Here is a 19,416-nt window from a genome sequence, read left to right as displayed (position 1 = left end):
TAGAACTTGACAAAGCCTCCCCAGTCGGAAGTTCCAAAAGAGGACCACGCTTGTCGAACACTTCTTCCCTGAGAAACTTCCGCCCGTAGGGTGGCTTTGGCTCGACGGTCCCCTTTTGGAAGTGGAGACGGACAGTAAATCCCTCTTGCGGGCGTGTCAGAGTCGGAGAGAACTGTGCTTTTTCTTCTCCTCCACCATGATGACTCAATTCACAATGGATTTTATGTGAATTTTTCGAATTGTATTGTTCAACACTTTGTTCATTTTTGTCTTCAAAGAAAAAGGGAATAAACGGTATAATGGAGATTGGATCAAGGGCAACATTTAATAGATAAAAATTGGTATTTCAAATTGAAACAAAATGTACATATGACGACGCCCAGCGAGTGCGGCAACGTCCAAGATTTCACATTCGGAAGGGAGGATATAAACTTGGGAAATGCACATCAAATGCACGAGATGTCACCGGCTACCGGATCAGCAACCTTTTCGGATTTATGGAGTCCGGATGTGATGCTTTTGTCGTTGCTCGTGACTACTGTCTACTTTCTTCTAACAGGTCCCATGCATAAACGTTTTGAAAACGCTACACCGGCGACTGGCAAGCAAAAATTGCTTTTCGTGTTGGCAATCGTGTTGTTTTACGTTGCACAAGGAAGCCCTATCAGTTATTACGGCCATCATTACATGTTTAGTTTACACATGCTTCAACAATCGATCTTGTACTTTGCTCTGCCACCGCTCATGCTTCTGGCCATGCCTGAATGGCTTTTGGCCAGGATTTTCCGTCCGAAAGCGCTGAAGCTTATCCTAAACGCTTTGACACATCCGTTAGTGGCAGCGCTGTTGTTCAACTCGCTGTTTTCGTTTTACCATGTTCCGTTTATATTTGATGCCGTTGCGATCAACCATGAGTGGATGACGTTTTATCATATCATTCTCGTGATTGCCGCATTTGCAATGTGGTGGCCCATTGTGAGTCCGTTGTCTGATAACAAGCGACAACTGGCCGGATTGAAAAAACTGTCGTACGTTTTTGCAAACGGTGTCTTGATTACGCCAGCCTGTGCGCTGATTATTTTTGCCTCGGAACCGCTGTACGCTACGTATATAGCTGCTCCACAGCTATTCCAGAGCCTCGATGCGTTTAACGATCAGCGTCTTGGCGGAATCATTATGAAGCTGGTACAGGAGCTTGTTTATGGCTGTGTGCTGGCCTATGTCTTCTACCATTGGTACAAGGCAGAGAAGCAGGACGACTTGCCGATGGATCAATCTTTCGGTGCTGAAAAGCCGACTTTTTAAATATACGCGAATAGCAGAAACGTTTGTTGAATGAGGTGAAAAAATGGGGCTCATCTTGCCTACGGTAAGTACGACTTTTATCGTTATTAGCGGAATTCTCGTTGCGATTGGCTGGTATGCCATTGCAAAAAAGCAAGTAGATAAGCATATGAAGATTATGAAATGGGCTGCAATCTGTGCCACGATCTTCTTTATCACTTATGTTTCCAGAACGGCTTTTATCGGAAACACGCATTTTGGCGGACCTGATAGCATCAAGCCAATCTATCAGACGTTCTTGTTCTTCCACATCGTCCTGGCAACAGTCGGTGGTGTGATGGGTCTGATTACACTCAGGTACGCTTACACGAAAAATTATGCTTCACATCGGAAGATCGGTCCTTGGACGTCCATTGTCTGGTTTGTCACATCCATTACGGGAGCTGCGGTTTATCTGCTACTGTACTGGATTTATCCAGGTGGCGAGACGTCTGGCGTGCTGGATGTCATTTTTGGTAAGTAATCGGATGTTCAGATAGAAGGAAACAGGAGGTACAAAACGTGGACCAGCAAATGACCGTGCAGGAATCGCTTGATGCCGATGCTTCTTTGCAGACACAGCCGGTAGGGCCAGCTACCTTTCGGGATTACGTACAACTGACGAAGCCAGGTATCACTCTGTCAAACTTGATGACTACTTTTGCTGCTTTATGGTTAGCGTCCTACGGTTATCCGAACTGGAAACTGGCTTTTTTCACCATGCTGGGAACCGCTTTGGTCATTATGTCGGGTGCGGCATTAAACAATTTCTACGACCGTGATCTGGACAAAAAAATGAAGCGGACGCAACATCGGGGGGTAGCGACTGGAAGAATATCAGCACGTAACGCAATCCTCTTAGGAATTGGCCTGCTCTTGGCAGGGGTTACTGTGCTGGCTGTTTATGCGAATCCCTTGGCGGCGGTTTGGGGATTGATCGGCCACATTTTTTACGTGCTGATTTACACGCCGTTGAAACGAGTGACAACTCTCAATACGGTGATTGGCGGTATTTCAGGTGCAGCTCCTCCCGTGATTGGGTGGGTAGCAGTAACAGAGACCATGGACATGACTGCTTGGCTGTTGTTCCTGGTTTTGTTCTTGTGGCAGCCTCCCCATTTTTTGGCGTTGGCCATGTTAAAAACAGAAGAATACCGTGCAGGTAATTTGCCGATGCTACCTGTAGTAAAAGGCTTTGCCGAGACGAAGCGACAAATGGTTCTGTGGGGTTCGGTGTTGTTCCCGGCTTCTTTGCTGCTTTTCATCCACGGTAGCCTAGGCTTTGTGTATTTGCTCGTCATGGGTGTGATGGGGATTGTGTACATGGTTCTGCTTTTCCAAGGGTTCAAAACCAAGGATGATCTTGCTTGGGCACGCAAACTGTTCGGCTACTCCATCCTTTATTTGACAGTGTTTTGTGCAGCGATCGTCATTAGTACCATGGTCAACTATTATTGACACGAAACACTCACTAAATGTTCACGGAACATCCCTTGCTTAGCAGGGGATGTTTCATTATCGTAAAAGAGGACATAGAACGAGGTGTTGTTTGATCCTCACAAGAAACAGGGTGACTTACTATGGGAAAATGGCTGAAGCCATTAGCTTTTCTTGCTACCTTGATCATGTTTATCGTGATGGTAGCCGGTTCGCTTGTTACAAAGACAGAATCAGCACTCGGCTGTGGAAATGACTGGCCGCTGTGCAACGGTAAATGGGTTCCGGAATACACGTTGGCATCCATTATTGAATATTCTCATCGCCTGATTACAGGTGTTGCCGGTATTGTTGTCGCGATTTTCTCTGTACTTTGCTGGCGCTATTACAAAAACAACCAAGAAGTTCGCAATCTCGCTATTTTTGGTTTGTTTTTCATCGTAGTGGAGTCCATTCTCGGCGCTTCTGCCGTTATTTGGCCACAGTCCTCATCTGTCTTGGCTCTACACTTTGGATTCTCTTTGCTTGCTTATACAGGTGTGTTCTTGTTGAGTGTGTTCGTTTATCAGCGGGAAAAAACGCAAAGCCTGGTGAAAACGACCGTCTCAAAAGGCTTCCGCAACTGGATGTGGTTCGTCGCTATTTATACATACGCGGTCGTTTATCTCGGAGCGTATGTCAGACATACGGGTTCAAGTATGGCATGCAGTGACTGGCCACTGTGTCAGGGACAGGTCATCCCAGAGTTGTACGGACAGACTGGTATTCATTTTGCACACAGAATCGCTGCGTTGGTGTTGGGATTCTTGTTGTTGGGGACAATGATTTACTGCATACGCCATTTCAAGGAAAAACGGCGTGACTTGTACGGTGCAAGTATCCTGAGCTTTATTCTTTGCATCGCGCAGGTGTTCAGCGGCGGCTTCGTAATTATCTACAAGCTTCACCTGTATGCTACTCTGACGCACTCGATGATCATTACGATTTTGTTCGGGATCATCTGCTACATGTGTTTGCAGACGTTGAAGTCACCGACAAATGAAAAGCTGAGAAGATAAGAGGAAAAGCTGCGCTCCTAATTCGTGGGAGGGCAGCTTTGTTTTATTTGATGTGGCTGTGGTGGGGGGAAGAAGTGCATTTCCAGTCTGCGCTTCGGTCTACGCCCCGCAAGGGGGGATTCACTGTCCGCTAAGAAATAAATGGCAGGAGCGCTTCAAACGTTGAAGTTTCGAGGGAGGATCTCATAAGTGAAGCTGAAATTCCCTGCCATTCATTTCTGCGCTGGGTAGGGCTCCAGAGGCGCTTGGACTGGAAATGCACTTCTTCCTACGCGACTTTTTATTAAACACCTTGCGAATAACTTGAAGAAGCTCCTTGTCATACTTTCACAATGATGTAAAAGCATCGGCTCAAATACACAGCTGTTAGAAGTCCTGTCACATGTTCGGAAGGAGACCGCCCGAACGCAGAGAGGAAAAAGGCGACTGGAGAACATGTGGCAGGACTTCTCCCCACTACAACGGATAGAAGTCAACGCATTTAAAAACCGAACCGTCAGGCTATTGCCCAGACGGTTTTTCAACATTCAGTGGAACAAAAACACCATTTTCCCAATGATACATTTGCAAAGTAGTCTCGGGCTTGCCCGGCAGTAGTTCACCTGTATCCGGGTTTAGCTCCTGCTTCGTTTGCCAGTGGTAGAGCAATGGTTTTGCTTCGTCATTATGTACGATTTGAAAACTGCCGACAGTCCGGAAAAGTTGACCACCCGGCACTGAAACCGTTTCCCGCAGCAGCCCTTCCCATGCTTTGACCAGACGACCTTTGTCCAAATACCACAGATTCGCCTCGTATACTGATACACCTGATCCGCCAGTGTGCTGGACTGTTTCAAAAACCCGTTTTCCTGCGAGCAGACGTGGTTCATCTTCCGCGTTCTTGTCGATCTCAGAGGAATTTACTTCATGTGTATAGTCCCAATGGTCCAATTGCAGGCGCGGTGGGTTCCAGTTCTCTTCCGCGATAAGGGCATATGTGCGATCTGGCTTCTGATCCAAAATGTAAATGTTACCGATGTGTACGCTGCCGTTATGCTTAGCGACAATTTCTGGTTCTGGATCATCATCGAGATTGACGAGCTGAAAATCAAAGTTGTCGGTAACAACTGGCGCTTTGGCTTGCTTGTTAATCCACTCCAATACTTGGGTCTTGGTAGGCGCCTTGGAGGCAAGGGAAGAGGGGGCAGTGAGGACGAGACTGGAGGCGGCAAGTCCTACTGTCAGGTTGAGCAACAGGCGGGAATTACGCAACGGTAACGAGCTCCTTTCCGGGATGAGATCGATCAATCATGACCCTTTCAGTTGGAAGACGAGCAGTCAGGAGCAAAAGTTACGGGAAAGTGGAGTAAATTTCAACCGCGAACAGCGCTGTCTTTTGTTACAATGAAAAGCAAACACATGATCGTGGAGAGTGATAGTAGCTATGCGGATATTACATACAGCCGATTGGCATTTCGGGCGGCAACTGGAAGGGCGGGATCGCCGCATTGAGCAAGCGGCGTTTGTGGACGAGCTTTGTCACATAGCGGATGAGCGGGAAGTGGACTTGGTGCTCATTGCTGGGGATGTGTACGACTCGGTCAATCCGCCTGCTTGGGCGGAAGAGCTTTTTTATGATGCATTGGAGCGCTTGTCTTCGGAAGGCAGGCGAGGTGTTGTCGTGATCGCCGGGAACCATGACCAGCCTGAGCGGGTGCGGGCAGCAGCGCCGCTTGCGACAAAGCACGGGATCGTTTTGTTGGGGTTGCCGAAGGAAGCGCCATTGCTGACACAGGAAGCATCGGCTGATCGCGTGCAAATTGTGCAGGGAGGACCTTCTTGGCTGGAAATGAAGATTCCTGGTTGCTCTGCGAATGCGATCATTTTGGCATTGCCATATCCTTCTGAATCGCGATTAAAGGAGCTGTTGAGCGAAAGCTTTACCCAGGAGCAGATGCAGCTTGCTTTTTCCGAGCGCATTGCACAATTGCTTGCCGATCTGTCTGTTCATTTTCGCGAGGATACGGTCAATCTGGTCACGAGTCACTTGTTTGTCATGGGCGGTAAAGAAACGGATTCCGAACGACCGATTCAAATTGGGGGAGCGTTGACTGTATCGCCGCAGGCTTTTCCGAAGAACGCTGATTATGTGGCACTCGGCCATCTTCATCGACTGCAAAAGCTCAGTGACAAGCCGTTGGTGCGTTACAGCGGCTCACCGATTTCGTACAGCTTTTCTGAAGCAGGACAGAGCAAGGCGGTTGTACTGGTCGAGGTGGAGCCGGGACAAGAAGTGCGTGAGGAGATCATTTATTTGACGAGCGCACGGCCATTGGCACGTTGGAGGGCGACAGAGGGAATCGAGCAAGTAGAGCGCTGGTTGGAAGAGGGACGCGATGCAGGGGCGTGGATTGACTTGGAACTGCATGTGTCTGGTGTGATCGACCCGGCAGAATTTCAGCGTGTCCGCAAGCTATCGGATGATTTCTTGAAAATACAGCGTGTTGTCGTGAGGGAAGAGCGTGAGGAAGAAGAGGAACAGCGGGTCGAGCTGACAGAGCTTTCGTCCGATCAATTGTTCAAGCGCTTCTATGAACGAAGACGGGGAGCAGAGCCGGATGAGCAGCTCGTAGCCTTGTTCCAGCGTCTATTGGCAGAAACCGGAGGAGAGGGGGAAGAAGAGTGAGACCGATACGATTGAAGCTGGCAGGGATGCACAGCTACCGAGAAATGCAAGAGGTCGATTTCGAAGTGCTATGTCAGGCGGGACTGTTTGGGATATTCGGCCCGACTGGAAGCGGGAAATCGACGATCCTGGACGCCCTCACGCTTGCGTTGTACGGACAGGTCGTCCGGCTGGGCGGGGGGAACCATCCGAAAGAAGTACTGAACCAGCTGGAGCAGCGTGTTTTCGTTTCCTTTACCTTTGAGCTGGGTACTGGCGATGAGCGCAAGCAATATACGGTGGAACGGGAATTTGGCTTGGATAAAAAGGGGAACAAGCGACAACCGGAAGTGAGGCTGATTCAGTCGGGAGCCTTGAACGGAGAGCCGGATGTCGTATTGGAGTCCAAAGCCACTTCCGCAACAGCCGCGATTGAGGCACTGATTGGTCTCACTTTGCAGGACTTTACCCGGGCGGTCGTTTTGCCACAAGGTCAATTTTCTCGCTTCTTGACGCTGAAGGGCAGTGAACGCAATGAAATGCTGCAACGAATGTTCCGCCTACATATATATGGGGAAAAGCTGAGTGAACGCGTACGGCACGCGTTAGAGCAGGTCAAGGAACAGATGCATCGCTTGCAGCTGGCGAGTGCAGCACTGGGTGACGCAGGTCCGGAAGCTTTGGAGCTGGCGAGACAAACGTGGGAGGAAGCTGCGCAAAAAGAGCAGGAATTCACCCAGCAAAAACAGGAGCTGGCAGGGAAGCTCAAGGAGCTGGAGCAGCTTAACCAATGGCATCAGGAGCTAGTGCACGTCCAGGCGCAACTACAGCAGCAGGGAGCAAATGAAGCGGAAATGGCAGCTCTAACTGCAAAGATTCGCGAGTGGGAGTCGAGTATTCGACTGTGGCCATTACTCCAGCAATATGAGCGCCTGGATCAGGAATGGCATGCAACCGGTGCGGGATTGGAACGAAGCCGCGAGCAACAGGAGAGCGCACGTTTGGCTGTAGAGGAGGCAGAGCAAGCGTATCAGAAGGTTCAAGCCGAGTTGGCTGTACAGGAGCCGTTACTGATTCAGCAAAAGGGCAGGCTGGTACAGGCACAGGAGTGGGAAGAGGAGCTAAAGGCGATCCGGGAAGAGTGGACAGGTCTGGAACGTGAATGGAACGAAGTGTCAGTCGCCTTGACCAACATAGAACAACAGCTGGAAAAGGATGAGGCCGACTTAAAAAACTGGGAGCTTGCGTGGGCGGATCTGCAAGAACAGATGAAGAAGGTCACGATCTCTCCTGAAAAGCGAGCGCAAATAGGAGCAGCCAGAGAAGCGAAGCAGCAGTGGGAGCGGGACTATGCCAAGGCACGTGAGCTGGAAAAAGAACAACTCACAGCACAGCAGCAAATTCAGGCGGCAACCCATACTGCCGATGAGCACAAACGCAGTTGGGAAGCTTGTGCGAATCGTTTGGCACAAAAAAGAGAAGAGCTGGCAGCACCAGCCGACTCGGCTTTGATGAGCGAAGCTGAATGGGAGAAAGCAAGAAATGTCCTGGCAGATATGAAGCAGGTAGGTCGCCAGTGGCGGGAAGTATTGCAGGCTTTCTCAGCCTGGCAGGAGAAGTCGCAACATATCGTCCAGGAGCGTAAGCAGTTGGAGGAGCGCAATCAAGAGCTGACTCGGGCGGTAGAGGCAAGCGAAGCACTTGTGAAGAGTCAACTGGCCCAACGAGATGAGCTGCGCCAGGAATGGGAACGCTGGCAGCAGGAAAATATGGCGCGATTTTTGCGCGAACGTTTAGAGGAAGGCAAGGAGTGCCCGGTATGTGGTTCCGAACACCACCCACACGGCCACCAGAACCATACAAAAGCATCTGAAGCGGGAACGGAGGGTGATGCCCTGCGTGCTCGAATCAAAGCGTCAGAAGAGGCATTGCGTGCGGCTGAACAAGAAGCAGGCAAGATCAAGGAAGCTTGGTTGGCAGCAAAGGGAGCGCTTGCTGCTTTTGATGAGCGCCTTGCAAGCGTAAAGGCTGAACAGGAGCAGCTGGACGCGCGCTTGGAAGCGATCAAGGCAGAGTGCAGCGGCTACGGACAGCCTTGGATCGTGGATTCTTTTGAAGAGCTGATCGCTGTCTATCAGCGCGAGGAAAAAGAACTGATTGCCAAGCAAGCGGAAAGAGAGCGGCTAAAAGCAGAGCGTGAGCAATTACAGCAGCAGCTGGAGGCCCTGCGTGAGGAAGAAGCGGAAAAGAAACGCTTGATGGAGCGGAGCTCGCTGTTGCTCGAACAGGCACAGAAGGCGATCCATGACAATAAAGCGCGTCTGGACGCGGCATCCATGCAAGAAAAGCAATCCAGAGAAGAGCTGGACGCGAAGCGCAATGAGCTTCCCATTGAGGAAATCGAACTGCGGTACGAGGAAATCGGAAAATCAGATCGCCGTTTGGCAGAATTGCAGCAGGTGCGATCAGAGAAAGAAGCGTTGCGCGGAAAGCTGATGATGCAGGTAGAAGCCGCCAAGTCGCGCAAGGTAGAGGGAAAATCACGGGAAGCGGCGCTGAAGGAAAAGCTGGAAGATAGAAAGCGCATGTGGGAACAAAAGCATGCTCAATGGCTGGAGCGTACGGGAGGACTTACTGCGCAGGAATGTTTGATGCGGGTAGAGCATTCTCTCCTCGGCTTACGTCAGGCAGTCACGCTGGCAGAGACAAAGCGCAAAGAGACCTCCGAAGCGCGGGAAACGGTGCAAAATAATTTGGTCAAGTATTCGGAGACGCTGGCGATCCTCACGCGGCAACGCACGGAAGCTCACGAGACCTTGTACCAAGGCTTGCAGGAAACAGGTCTCGGCACTGTCGAGTATGTACGGGAACGGTACGCAGAGCGCGAGCAATTGCCACAGGCACAGGAGCAAGTCGAGGCTTACACGAGAATCGCAGGGCAGCTTCGTTATGAGGAAGAACGGCTGCAACAAGCTATAGCAGGCCGTTCGTTTACGCAGGAAGAGCTCACCATCGCAAAAGAGGCGTGGGATCAATGGGAGCAAGCCTTCCAGGAGGCTCAAAAGCAAGTCGCTGTCGCCAAAGAGCATGTGGATCGCATGGAAAAAAATCATGACAAATGGCAAGAGCTTCACAAAGAGATGTTACAGCAGCAGGATGAACAGAGCCGCTTGGAAGAGTTGAAAAAATTGTTTGAAGCTAAGGCGTTTGTCCAGTTCATTGCGGAGGAAAAACTGGTATCAATCGCAAGAGACGCTTCCTATCACCTGAAGCGGATGACCGCCAATCGTTACGGACTGGAAATCGGCGACGAGGGCGAATTTGTTTTGCGGGATGAGGGAGCCGGTGGAATGCGCCGTCCAGTAAGCACATTGTCTGGCGGGGAAACATTCCTGACCTCCTTGTCGCTGGCTCTTGCCCTGTCGATGGAGATTCAAATGCGTGGCGGACGCCTGGAGTTTTTCTTCCTGGACGAAGGCTTTGGAACACTCGATCCGGAGCTTTTGGAAGTCGTTATGGATGCGCTCGAGCGACTGCGCATGGACGATTTCACCATCGGGGTCATTAGCCACGTCCCGGAAATACGTGTGCGCATGCCGCGTCGTCTGGTCGTGACACCAGCAGAACCGATGGGAAAAGGAAGCATGCTGCATCTGGAAATGGAGTAGGGAAGGGGAAAAATCATGGCAGTCCAATTTATACTGGGACGGGCAGGGACGGGGAAGACAGAATCGATTCATCGGCAGATGCAAGCCCGGCTGCGGGAAAAGCCGTTGGGTTCGCCTATGATTCTGCTCGTGCCGGAACAGGCAAGCTTTCAGGAAGAGTATGCGCTCGCTACACTGCCAGAGCTGGGCGGTGTGATAGGGACGCAAGTGCTCAGCTTCGGTCGATTGGCTCACAGGCTCATGCAGGAGCTGGGCGATCTGACTACCGTGCCTGTCGACGATCTGGGTAAGCATATGGTTTTGCGCATGCTTTTGGAGCGGCACAAGGAGGAGCTGAACGTATTCGGGCGTTCGGCGACACAGCCTGGGTTTGCTGCTCAGCTCGGTCGCTTGATTAGCGAGTGCAAATCGTATGGGGTATCCTTCACCCATTCCGAGAATGTGGAATGGGGAGGAGCCAATCTCAATCAAAAAATAAATGACCTTCGCTTGATTATGAATGCGTACGAGGCTTACTTGTCAGAGGGGTATTGTGATGCGGACGACATCCTGAACCGAGTGGCCACGATGGTGCGTGATTCCATGTACATCAAGCAGGCTGAAATATTTATCGATGGCTTTACCGGGTTTACGAATCAAGAGCTGCGCTTGATCGAGCAGTTGATGCAGCACGCCAAGCAAGTGACGATTGCGCTGACGCTTGACCCGAATGAACGTGACGCCTCTGTGGATGAACTGGGGCTTTTTCACCCTACGCTGCGAACGTATCAAGCCTTGACACTGATGGCGCGTGAATCGGGTGTATCCATCGCCAAGCCGCTTTTATTGACCGAGGCACAACGATTCGAGAGCAGTCCGTGGCTGCGTCAAGTCGAGCAAGTGTATTTCCAATGGGGAGACCCACCGATCCCGGATCAGCCCGGACGAGCGGACGAGGTGACAATGCTCTCAGCAGTGAACAGGCGGGCAGAGGTAGAGGCTGTGGCCTTGAAGCTCCTGACTCTGTCGAGAGAAGAGGGATATCGCTGGAAGGATATGGCGATTTTGCTTCGGGAAATTGGGACGTACGCTGATGAGATTTCGGCTGTGTTTACCGAATACGGCATCCCGCACTTCCTGGACCAGAAGCGCTCCGTCATGCACCATCCCTTGGTAGAGCTGGTGCGATCGGCATTGGAGGTCATTGTTACGAGGTGGCGGTACGACGCGGTTTTCCGCTGTTTGAAAACAGACCTGCTCCTGCTGGATATCACCGATGAGCATACAGCCCGGAAGGAAATCGACCGGCTGGAAAACTACGTGCTGGCTCATGGTGTCTTTGGTTATCAATGGGCCGAAGAATCTCCTTGGCATTTCCGCGGGCAGGCAGGCGCTGAGGAAGACGCGCAAATCGATGAGTTGAGACGCAAATACGCAGCGCCGCTCCTGTCCTTTGAAAAAGAGATGAAGCAAGCAACGGGCCAAAACGTACAGGAAATGACTCTTGCCCTGTACAACCTTTTGATCGCGCTGGATGTGCCTAACAAGCTGGAGCATTGGCAGCGAAAGGCGGAAAATGACGGCGATCTCGATGCAGCACAGGTGCACGGACAAGTATGGACAGGATTGATCGAGCTGATGGATCAGGTCGTGGAGGTCATGGGTGACGAGAGCATGGATCTGGCGACATTTGCCCGTGTGCTCGACAGCGGTCTGGAGACGATTGAGTTGGGACTCGTTCCTCCGGCGCTGGATCAGGTGCTGATCGGGGCCATGGAGCGCTCCCGTCAACCGGATGTCAAAGCTCTGTTTTTGCTTGGTGTAAACGAGGGCATTATTCCGTTGCGTCCAAAAGAAGAAGGAATTTTGGATGAGGCGGAACGTGAGCGACTGGCTGAAATGGGCATGTCTCTGGCACCGAGTGCAAAGCAAAAGCTGATGGCTGAGCCTTACCTGCTGTACCAGGCGATGACGAGACCGTCGGAGAGGCTGATCCTGAGCTGTGCGTTGGCGGATGAAGAGGGCAAGGCACTGCTGCCGTCCTCTGTGTTCACCCGCATCCGGGAAGTGCTACCGGATATTTTGCATCAGGTGTTTTATAACGAACCGACGGGGCAGTACGAGACAGATGCATTCCTGCTCGGACATCCGAGACGTGTGTTTCGCCACCTTTTGACGCTATTGCGATCGATGAAGAAAACAGGAGAGCTGCCTGACTTCTGGTGGGAGGTATACGACTGGTATATTCGCGCTTCTCCCGATGTCAAACGGGAGCAGTGGCTTTTGTCCGGCTTGCGCTATTTCAACCGACCTCAGGAGCTGGATTTGGAAACGAGCACGACTTTGTACGGCAAACAACTAAAAATGAGCGTATCTCGTCTGGAGCGGTTCCAGTCATGTCCGTTCTCGCATTTTTCTTCCCACGGTCTCAGATTGGCGGAGAGAACGATGTACAAGCTGGAGCGTTTCGATGTGGGAGAGCTGTTCCACGCTTCACTCAAGCGAGCCGTTGAAAAAATGAACGAAGACAATCTAGAGTGGAGCAAGCTGACGGAAGACAATAGCATGCAGCTGGCAAACGTGGTTGTAGAAGAACTGGTTCCTGCGACTCGCAGCAGTATTTTGACGCGGACAGCCCGGTATCGTTATTTGTCCGGCAAGCTGAAGCGAGCCGTTGGACGTGCGATTTACGTACTTGGGGAGCATGCGAAGCGCAGCCGTTTTGCCCCAGTAGGGCTGGAGGTTTCGTTTGGGCCAAATTCAGATTTGCCGGGATTGGCTTTAACGCTTGAAAATGGCGTGGAGCTTCAGTTAATCGGACGGATTGACCGTGTTGACCAATCACTGGATAGTGAGGTCCCGTATTTGCGCGTGATTGACTACAAGTCCAGTCCCAAGCAGTTATCTCTCTCGGATGTATGGAACGGTCTGAATTTGCAACTACTCGTCTATTTGGATGTCGTCGTGGCAAATGCCGAGGAATGGTTGGGGAAAAAAGCTGAAATGGGAGGCGTTTTCTACTACCAGGTAGCGGATCCTTTTGTGACGGCAAAACGCTTGCTAACGGCAGACGAGGCGGCAAAGGAGCGGGCAAAGCGTTTGCGCATGAAAGGCTTGATGCTCGCAGACCCAGAGCTGGCACGAATGATGGATGGCTATGTAGAGCAAGGGGCGTCAGAGCTGGTGCCATTTGAAATCAAAAAGGACGGAACGCTTTCGTCACGATCCTCCGTGGCAACAGTCGAGCAATTCCAAGCTTTGACCTCCTATGTTCGCGATACTGTGAAGCAAATCAGTACGCGCATGACCAACGGGGAAATTCAGATCGAACCGTACACGAACGGGACGATGACCGCTTGTGATTACTGTTCGTACAAGCCGGTATGCAAGTTTGATGGAGATGCGGGCGGGAATGAGCACCGACAGCTTGCCAAATGGAACAACAAGCAAATATGGAGCATGCTGGCAGAGCAGCAGATGGCAGGAGAAGGAGGTATGACCGATGGTGGATCAACAATTGCAGGCCAAGCCTGAGCAATGGACGGACGAGCAATGGCAAGCGATTATTCAGCGCGGGAATAATCTCCTGGTGGCTGCTGCGGCTGGCTCTGGGAAAACCTCAGTCCTGGTTGAGCGGATTATCCGACGCATCATGGACGAGAAGGATCCGGTTGGAGTCGATCGACTGTTGGTGGTGACCTTTACCAATGCGGCAGCGGCAGAGATGCGTCACCGGATTGGCGATGCCTTGCGAAAAGCATTGAAAGATGACCCGCACTCTTCTCATCTCCGCCGACAACTGGCACTGCTCCAGCGGGCGACGATTACGACACTTCACTCGTTTTGCTTGGGGATTTTGCGCCAGTATTACTATCTGATAGAACTTGATCCTGATTTTCGCATTGCCGATCAGATGGAAGGGGAGCTTTTGCGTCAGGATGTCTTGGAGGAACAGCTGGAGAGATGGTATGAGAATGACGCGGATTTTCATGCATTAGCTGATGTGATGCTGGACGGTCAGGATGACCATGCCCTCACCCTGTTGCTGCTCAGGCTGTATGAGTTTTCGCGCAGTCATCCGGCACCAGAACAATGGCTTGGGGAAGCGGCAGGAATGTTTACGGTTCAGGATAAAAACGGCCTGGACGGGCTGGAGTGGAGTAGAAGCGTGCTGCGTTCTGTGGAGCTGGCACTCGGTGGAATGACCGCTAAGATGCGCAGGGCAGTTTTTCTGGCTGGCTCACCGGAAGGGCCTGCTGGCTATTTGCCTTTGCTTGAGGCGGAAGCCGCTGCCCTGCACCGTGCAGGAGCGGCTTGCAGAGATGGCTGGGAAGCGACCGTCGAAGCGATTCGAGGAGTTGTTTTTGCCAAGCTGCCTCCGGTGAAAGGCACAGATCCGCTCGTGAAGGAACAGGTGCAAGACCTGCGAAACAGTGTGAAAAAGGAACTGGCAGAGCAAATCGAGCAGTACTTTTCTACGCCAGCCGAGCAGTACGTCGCGGACTTGCAGCGGATTGCTCCTCACATGCAGACATTGGCTAGGCTGGTTACAGCATTTTCGGATGCTTTTCAATTGGAGAAGCGCTCACGTGGCTTGGTCGACTTTGGCGACTTGGAGCATCTGGCTCTGCGTGTTCTAACCGAAACGAATGAGTCTGGGAAGACTGTTCCTTCGTCTATCTCCACTCAATTGCGCGAACAGTTCGCTGAAGTACTGGTAGACGAATACCAGGATATTAACCTCGTGCAGGAGACAATCTTGCAAATGGTTTCCCGAGACGGAGCGAATGGTCACCCAGCGAATCGCTTCATGGTGGGTGACGTGAAGCAGAGTATTTATCGGTTCCGCTTGGCAGAGCCGAAGCTGTTTCTCGAAAAATATGTGACCTATCAAAAAGATGGTGATGTTGACGAAGCGAGCATCGGACGGCGTATCGATCTAGCGGCGAACTTCCGCAGTAGAAGGGAAGTCGTAGATGCTGTTAACTTTTTGTTTCGTCAGATCATGTCTCACGGGGTAGGTGAGATCGGTTATGATCCTTCGGCGGAGCTGATCAACCGCGCGTCTTATCCTGAAGCACAGCCGAACCGTTTGCAGGCAGAGATGCATCTGATCGACCGGAATACAGTGATAGCAGACGAAGGTCAGGCAGTAGTTGCAGAGGCGACAGATGAGGGCGAAGCAGGTATTCCCGATGGAGATTCCGCAGAGGAAGCGAGTGTGGCACAGCTGGAAGCACGCCTGATTGCCAGCCGTATTCGCCGCTGGATGGAGCCGGGCGAGGGAGAAGAGCCGCTACTCGTTTTCGATAAAAAGGCTGGGGGAATGCGCCCGCTGGCCTATCGCGATATCGTTATTTTGCTTCGTGCGACCTCAGGCTGGGGGCAGACGATGCAAGAGGAGCTGCACGCAGCAGGAATTCCTGTGTATGCAGAGCAGACGGCGGGCTATTTTGCGGCGACTGAGGTAGAAACGATGCTCTCCTTACTGCGTGTCATTGACAACCCGCTTCAAGACATTCCATTGGCAGCTGTATTGCGATCACCTATCGTCGGTTTGCGGGAGGAGCAACTTGCTCAAATCCGCATTCACTACGCGACAGGGCCGTTTCACCAAGCTGTTCTCCAATATGCAGAAGAACGCCCGCCCCAAGAGTCGTGGGAGAAAAGACTGAGGCAGTTCTTTGGCCGATTGGATCTATGGCGGACAGAGGCTCGCAGAGGTGCCTTATCAGAACTGCTGACGATGCTGTACCGGGAGACAGGTTATCTCGATTATGTAGCGGCTCTGGAAAACGGTCAGCAGCGACAGGCTAACTTGCGTGCGCTCTATGATCGTGCGAGACAATACGAAGCTGGCTCCTATCGTGGTTTGTTCCGCTTTTTGCGCTTTGTCGACCGCCTGCAAGAAGCGGGCAATGATATGGGCGAAGCAAGAACCATCGGGGAAAACGAGGATGTCGTACGTATCATGACGATCCACAAAAGTAAGGGGCTGGAGTTCCCTGTTGTATTTGTGGCGGGTATGGGCAAGCAGTTTAATACGATGGATTTGAAAAGCCAGTTTTTGTTGCATAAAGATCTGGGCTTTGGCCCGATGGCTGTTGAGCCCTCCATGCAGCTGCGCTATCCGAGTCTGGCTGCACTGGGCATCCGGCAAAAACTGCGTCGGGATATGCTGGCGGAGGAAATGCGTGTGCTTTATGTGGCTTTGACGCGTGCACGCGAGAAGCTCATTCTTGTCGGTTCATCCAAGGATCTCGCAAAAAGTGTGACAGACTGGGGCAGACAGGATGACAGCGAGCGGCTCAGTGACGAAGACTTGATTCAGGCAAAGGGATACCTGGACTGGGTAGGGCGTGCGATGCTGCGACATCCTGGGGCAGGATTGCTGCGGGCATATCCAGAGCAGCAAGGCTCAGGAGACGTCGTGAGAGTCAGAAGTGTGCCGGATGATTCGGTCTGGTCGTTTCACTTCTATCAGGCAGATGAGCTTCGAGCCCAAGGAGAGTCGGCCAACGACGAGGCGTCACTGTGGGAGCGCATGACCAGGCGAGAGGCGATCGCGGAACGACCGTCTGATGACATTTTGCGAGAGATTGTCGAAAAGAGATTAGGATGGCAGGACCCGCATCCAATTGCGCCTCGCGTAGCTGCAAAATGGAGTGTCAGCGAACTCAAGCGACATGCCAAAGTCAGCAAAGGCGGACAGCCACTTACACTTCCGTCGATTACGGAAAAACCAAAGTTTTTGTCTGAGCAAAAATCCAATCGACTGACAGCAGCAGAAAAAGGGACAATTACGCACTTAGTGTTCCAGCATCTCGATTTGAAGCGCCCGCTGGATGAAGCAGATATTCGGGAGCAGGTGACGGCACTCGCGGCGCACCGCTTTTTGACTGACGAGCAGGTACAAGCTGTAGACGTTCCTCAGATCGCTCGATTCTTCGCTGATCCTTTGGGGCAGCGAATGAAGTCGGCGGCGGTCGTGCATCGAGAACTGCCATTTACCCTCGTGCTGCCTGCTTATGAAGTAGAAGCGGAGTTGGGTGAAGAGAGCGACGAGAAGGTTGTCGTCCAAGGGGTCATTGATTGCCTGTTGGAGGAACCGGATGGAAGCCTGGTTCTGATCGATTTCAAGACAGATTGGATGGCAAAAGAGGCGACTGCCGAAGCCATTGAAGAGATGAAGCGAAGATACGAAGGCCAGATCAGGCTATACGTCCGAGCGATCAAGCAGATCATCAAGCCAAAAGGGAACGTGTCTAGTTATCTTTATTTACTCTCAGGTGGATTCTCTCTTTCGTTTTCGGATGAAAGCATGGATTAGTATGTTAGACCGTCAGGGTTAATAGCTCTGGTGGTCTTTTTCTATTAGAACTGCTGAGGTAGGTTTCAAGGCGCTTAGTCTAAGGATGTTTAATCTTCTTGTATAAGATAGTTCACTTTGATAGAATTCTTTTACACGAAATCCAAACTATTACACCTCTAGGAGAGTTAAAGATGAAACGGTTTTTAGCCATTATCGTAGCAGTAACCATCTTTATGTTCGGTGCACAGACAGCCGGATTACTTGGAACAATAAGCAATGTTTCGGCAGAAGAAAGTCTAGAAAAAAAGATAAAATCCCTGATCGTAAGCAGCAAAAAAATATCAATGATAAAAGATACGGTACAACAGCTTGATTTAAATGCTGTCTATAGAGATAAAACAACTGAATTGGTAACTGATAAGGCAGAGTGGACAAGCAGCAAACGGAGTGTGGCAACTGTAGAGAATGGTAAGATTGTTGCGATAGCACCGGGGACTGCCACTATAAAAGCTGAGTACCAAAAAAAATCTACTACAATAAGTGTAAAAGTCACAGAAACGAAGGAAATTAGCAAACTAGAAATATTGGATAGTAAAAATATTGAGTTGGAACAGTATAAAAATAAGCAAGTGGAATTGAAAGTGTTTTACAACGATGGAACCTCGGAAATCGTCACCGATAAAGCAACCTGGACTTCTTCATTGAACAAAAAAGTTTCTGTAGAAGCAGGTTTGATTACCGCAATGGAGCCAGGAACAACAAGCGTAAATGCGCGGTATGGCGGAAAAACTGTCAGTATGTCTGTAAAAGTCCACATAAGCAAAGAGCCTTCCAAATTGGTACTGCAACAGAAATCAATTGAAGTGCCAGTCGGCAAAAGCGAGTACGTATATGTAGAGGCAATATATAACGGCAAAAGGAAAAATGTCGTTTCAGCAGTAGCAGATTATACGCCAGAAGATAAAACGCTCTTGACTGTGTTCGAAGGGAAGGTAACGGGAGTAAAAGAAGGAAGCACGAATGTTACGATATCTTATGGTGGAAAAAGTACTACGCTTACGGTTAGAGTAATAAACCTTGTTGATGAAGACGTTGCTAAGGCTTTGGCGAAAATTAATGCAATCCATGTGCAAGACTGGCAAGATTGGCAAGATTCAAGCGAACTAATGAACGCCGTTCAATTGATGAGAGAAGCGTTGAATTCTCCTGCGTTGTATCTTAATTTTCCTCAAGATTTTGAACAACTGACAGATGATATAAAAAATTCTGTCTATAGGAGAGCGATTGCAACTGTTGCGCAAGAACCTTTTAAATCTAGGGAAGATGTCCAAAAGAGACTAGATGATATAATCGATTCCGAAATTGCATTTGATATAATCAGAAAAGAAAAGGTAAAGTACAATGATGATGCAACGATTACTCCTGAAGTGACCGTTGGGGAAGACATTACAGACAGAATCGTACAACTTAAGGATGGTATGATACCAAATAAAGAAGTATCTTTCAGAGTCTCATGGGTAGAAGTACCAGAATCGAGCCAAGAATATATAAAAATAACAAAAGATTGGCGTGCCATTCTACTGAAAACAAATGATACAGGAGAGACTGTAAGAGCATTCGTTAAGGTGGTTTTTGAAACAGGGAATGTAAAAAAAGGGCCAAGGGGAGCAATGTTTCACGATATGATTGTTAACATCGAGCCTGTGAAACATTAAAACATCATTGAGCCATTGATTACTTTATTCTTACGTTGAGTTTAGAACTAATTCTCAAATATCTAGTGATATAGAAGACCGGAACTCCTTGCACCATAAGGGATTCCGGTCTAATACTTTATTTTCAGTGTACAGAAGCTGCTTTGAACTGTTCCTCATTATGTTTTAGGAGCCGAAAGAGATCACAGCCTACGAAAACATGTGGCAGGGCTTCTCCCGACCACTACTGTCAGAAGCCCACCACTAAAAATCTCACACAATAAGAACGTATGTGCTATCA

Annotated in this window: 10 protein-coding genes; 9 read left to right on the top strand and 1 reads right to left on the bottom strand. The window is 50.4% G+C overall.

Annotation, left to right across the window (positions count from 1 at the left end; translation table 11 throughout):
* The first annotated feature begins 432 nt into the window (after positions 1-432).
* The 4 genes from HP570_RS19115 to HP570_RS19100 all read left to right on the top strand — a co-directional run bounded on the left by HP570_RS19115 (position 433) and on the right by HP570_RS19100 (position 3,818).
* The gene (locus HP570_RS19115) at positions 433-1,305 is read left to right on the top strand and encodes a cytochrome c oxidase assembly protein (RefSeq protein ID WP_173626766.1); all 873 of its coding nucleotides are present in this window, start codon (positions 433-435) and stop codon (positions 1,303-1,305) included.
* Positions 1,306-1,348: 43 nt separating this feature from the next.
* Positions 1,349-1,807, top strand: a complete 459-nt coding sequence (locus tag HP570_RS19110) for a DUF420 domain-containing protein (protein WP_015893213.1) — start codon at positions 1,349-1,351, stop codon at positions 1,805-1,807.
* A 38-nt stretch (positions 1,808-1,845) separates the two neighbouring features.
* Positions 1,846-2,781 (top strand): heme o synthase, encoded by a 936-nt coding sequence (gene cyoE, locus HP570_RS19105; protein WP_015893212.1) that lies wholly within the window; start codon positions 1,846-1,848, stop codon positions 2,779-2,781.
* 122 nt (positions 2,782-2,903) lie between these two features.
* Positions 2,904-3,818, top strand: a complete 915-nt coding sequence (locus HP570_RS19100) for a COX15/CtaA family protein (RefSeq protein ID WP_015893211.1) — start codon at positions 2,904-2,906, stop codon at positions 3,816-3,818.
* 501 nt (positions 3,819-4,319) lie between these two features.
* On the opposite strand, the gene HP570_RS19095 is transcribed toward HP570_RS19100, so the two are convergent.
* Positions 4,320-5,069 (bottom strand): hypothetical protein, encoded by a 750-nt coding sequence (locus tag HP570_RS19095; RefSeq protein WP_173626765.1) that lies wholly within the window; start codon positions 5,067-5,069, stop codon positions 4,320-4,322.
* Between the two features lie 172 nt (positions 5,070-5,241).
* On the opposite strand from HP570_RS19095, the gene HP570_RS19090 reads away from it, so the two are divergent.
* From HP570_RS19090 to HP570_RS19070, 5 genes are all read left to right on the top strand, one after another.
* Entirely contained in the window at positions 5,242-6,483 is a 1,242-nt protein-coding gene (locus tag HP570_RS19090) for an exonuclease SbcCD subunit D (RefSeq protein WP_173626764.1), read from the top strand.
* Positions 6,480-10,130: an AAA family ATPase gene (locus HP570_RS19085; RefSeq protein ID WP_173626763.1), complete on the top strand. Its 3,651-nt coding sequence runs from the start codon at positions 6,480-6,482 to the stop codon at positions 10,128-10,130. The genes HP570_RS19090 and HP570_RS19085 overlap by 4 nt, the downstream gene beginning before the upstream one ends.
* Before the next feature lie 15 nt (positions 10,131-10,145).
* Positions 10,146-13,643: a helicase-exonuclease AddAB subunit AddB gene (gene addB / locus HP570_RS19080; protein WP_173626762.1), complete on the top strand. Its 3,498-nt coding sequence runs from the start codon at positions 10,146-10,148 to the stop codon at positions 13,641-13,643.
* Positions 13,612-17,439 (top strand): helicase-exonuclease AddAB subunit AddA, encoded by a 3,828-nt coding sequence (addA, locus tag HP570_RS19075; RefSeq protein WP_173626761.1) that lies wholly within the window; start codon positions 13,612-13,614, stop codon positions 17,437-17,439. Before addB ends, addA begins: the two co-directional genes overlap by 32 nt.
* A 173-nt stretch (positions 17,440-17,612) precedes the next feature.
* Positions 17,613-19,136, top strand: a complete 1,524-nt coding sequence (locus HP570_RS19070; protein ID WP_173626760.1) for an Ig-like domain-containing protein — start codon at positions 17,613-17,615, stop codon at positions 19,134-19,136.
* Positions 19,137-19,416 lie beyond the last annotated feature (280 nt).

Origin of the sequence: Brevibacillus sp. RS1.1, assembly GCF_013284365.1 — a bacterium.
Taxonomy (GTDB): Bacteria; Bacillota; Bacilli; order Brevibacillales; family Brevibacillaceae; genus Brevibacillus; species Brevibacillus brevis_D.
The sequence above is the reverse complement of the archived record's forward strand: the minus strand, read 5'-3'. Positions and strand labels throughout refer to the sequence as shown.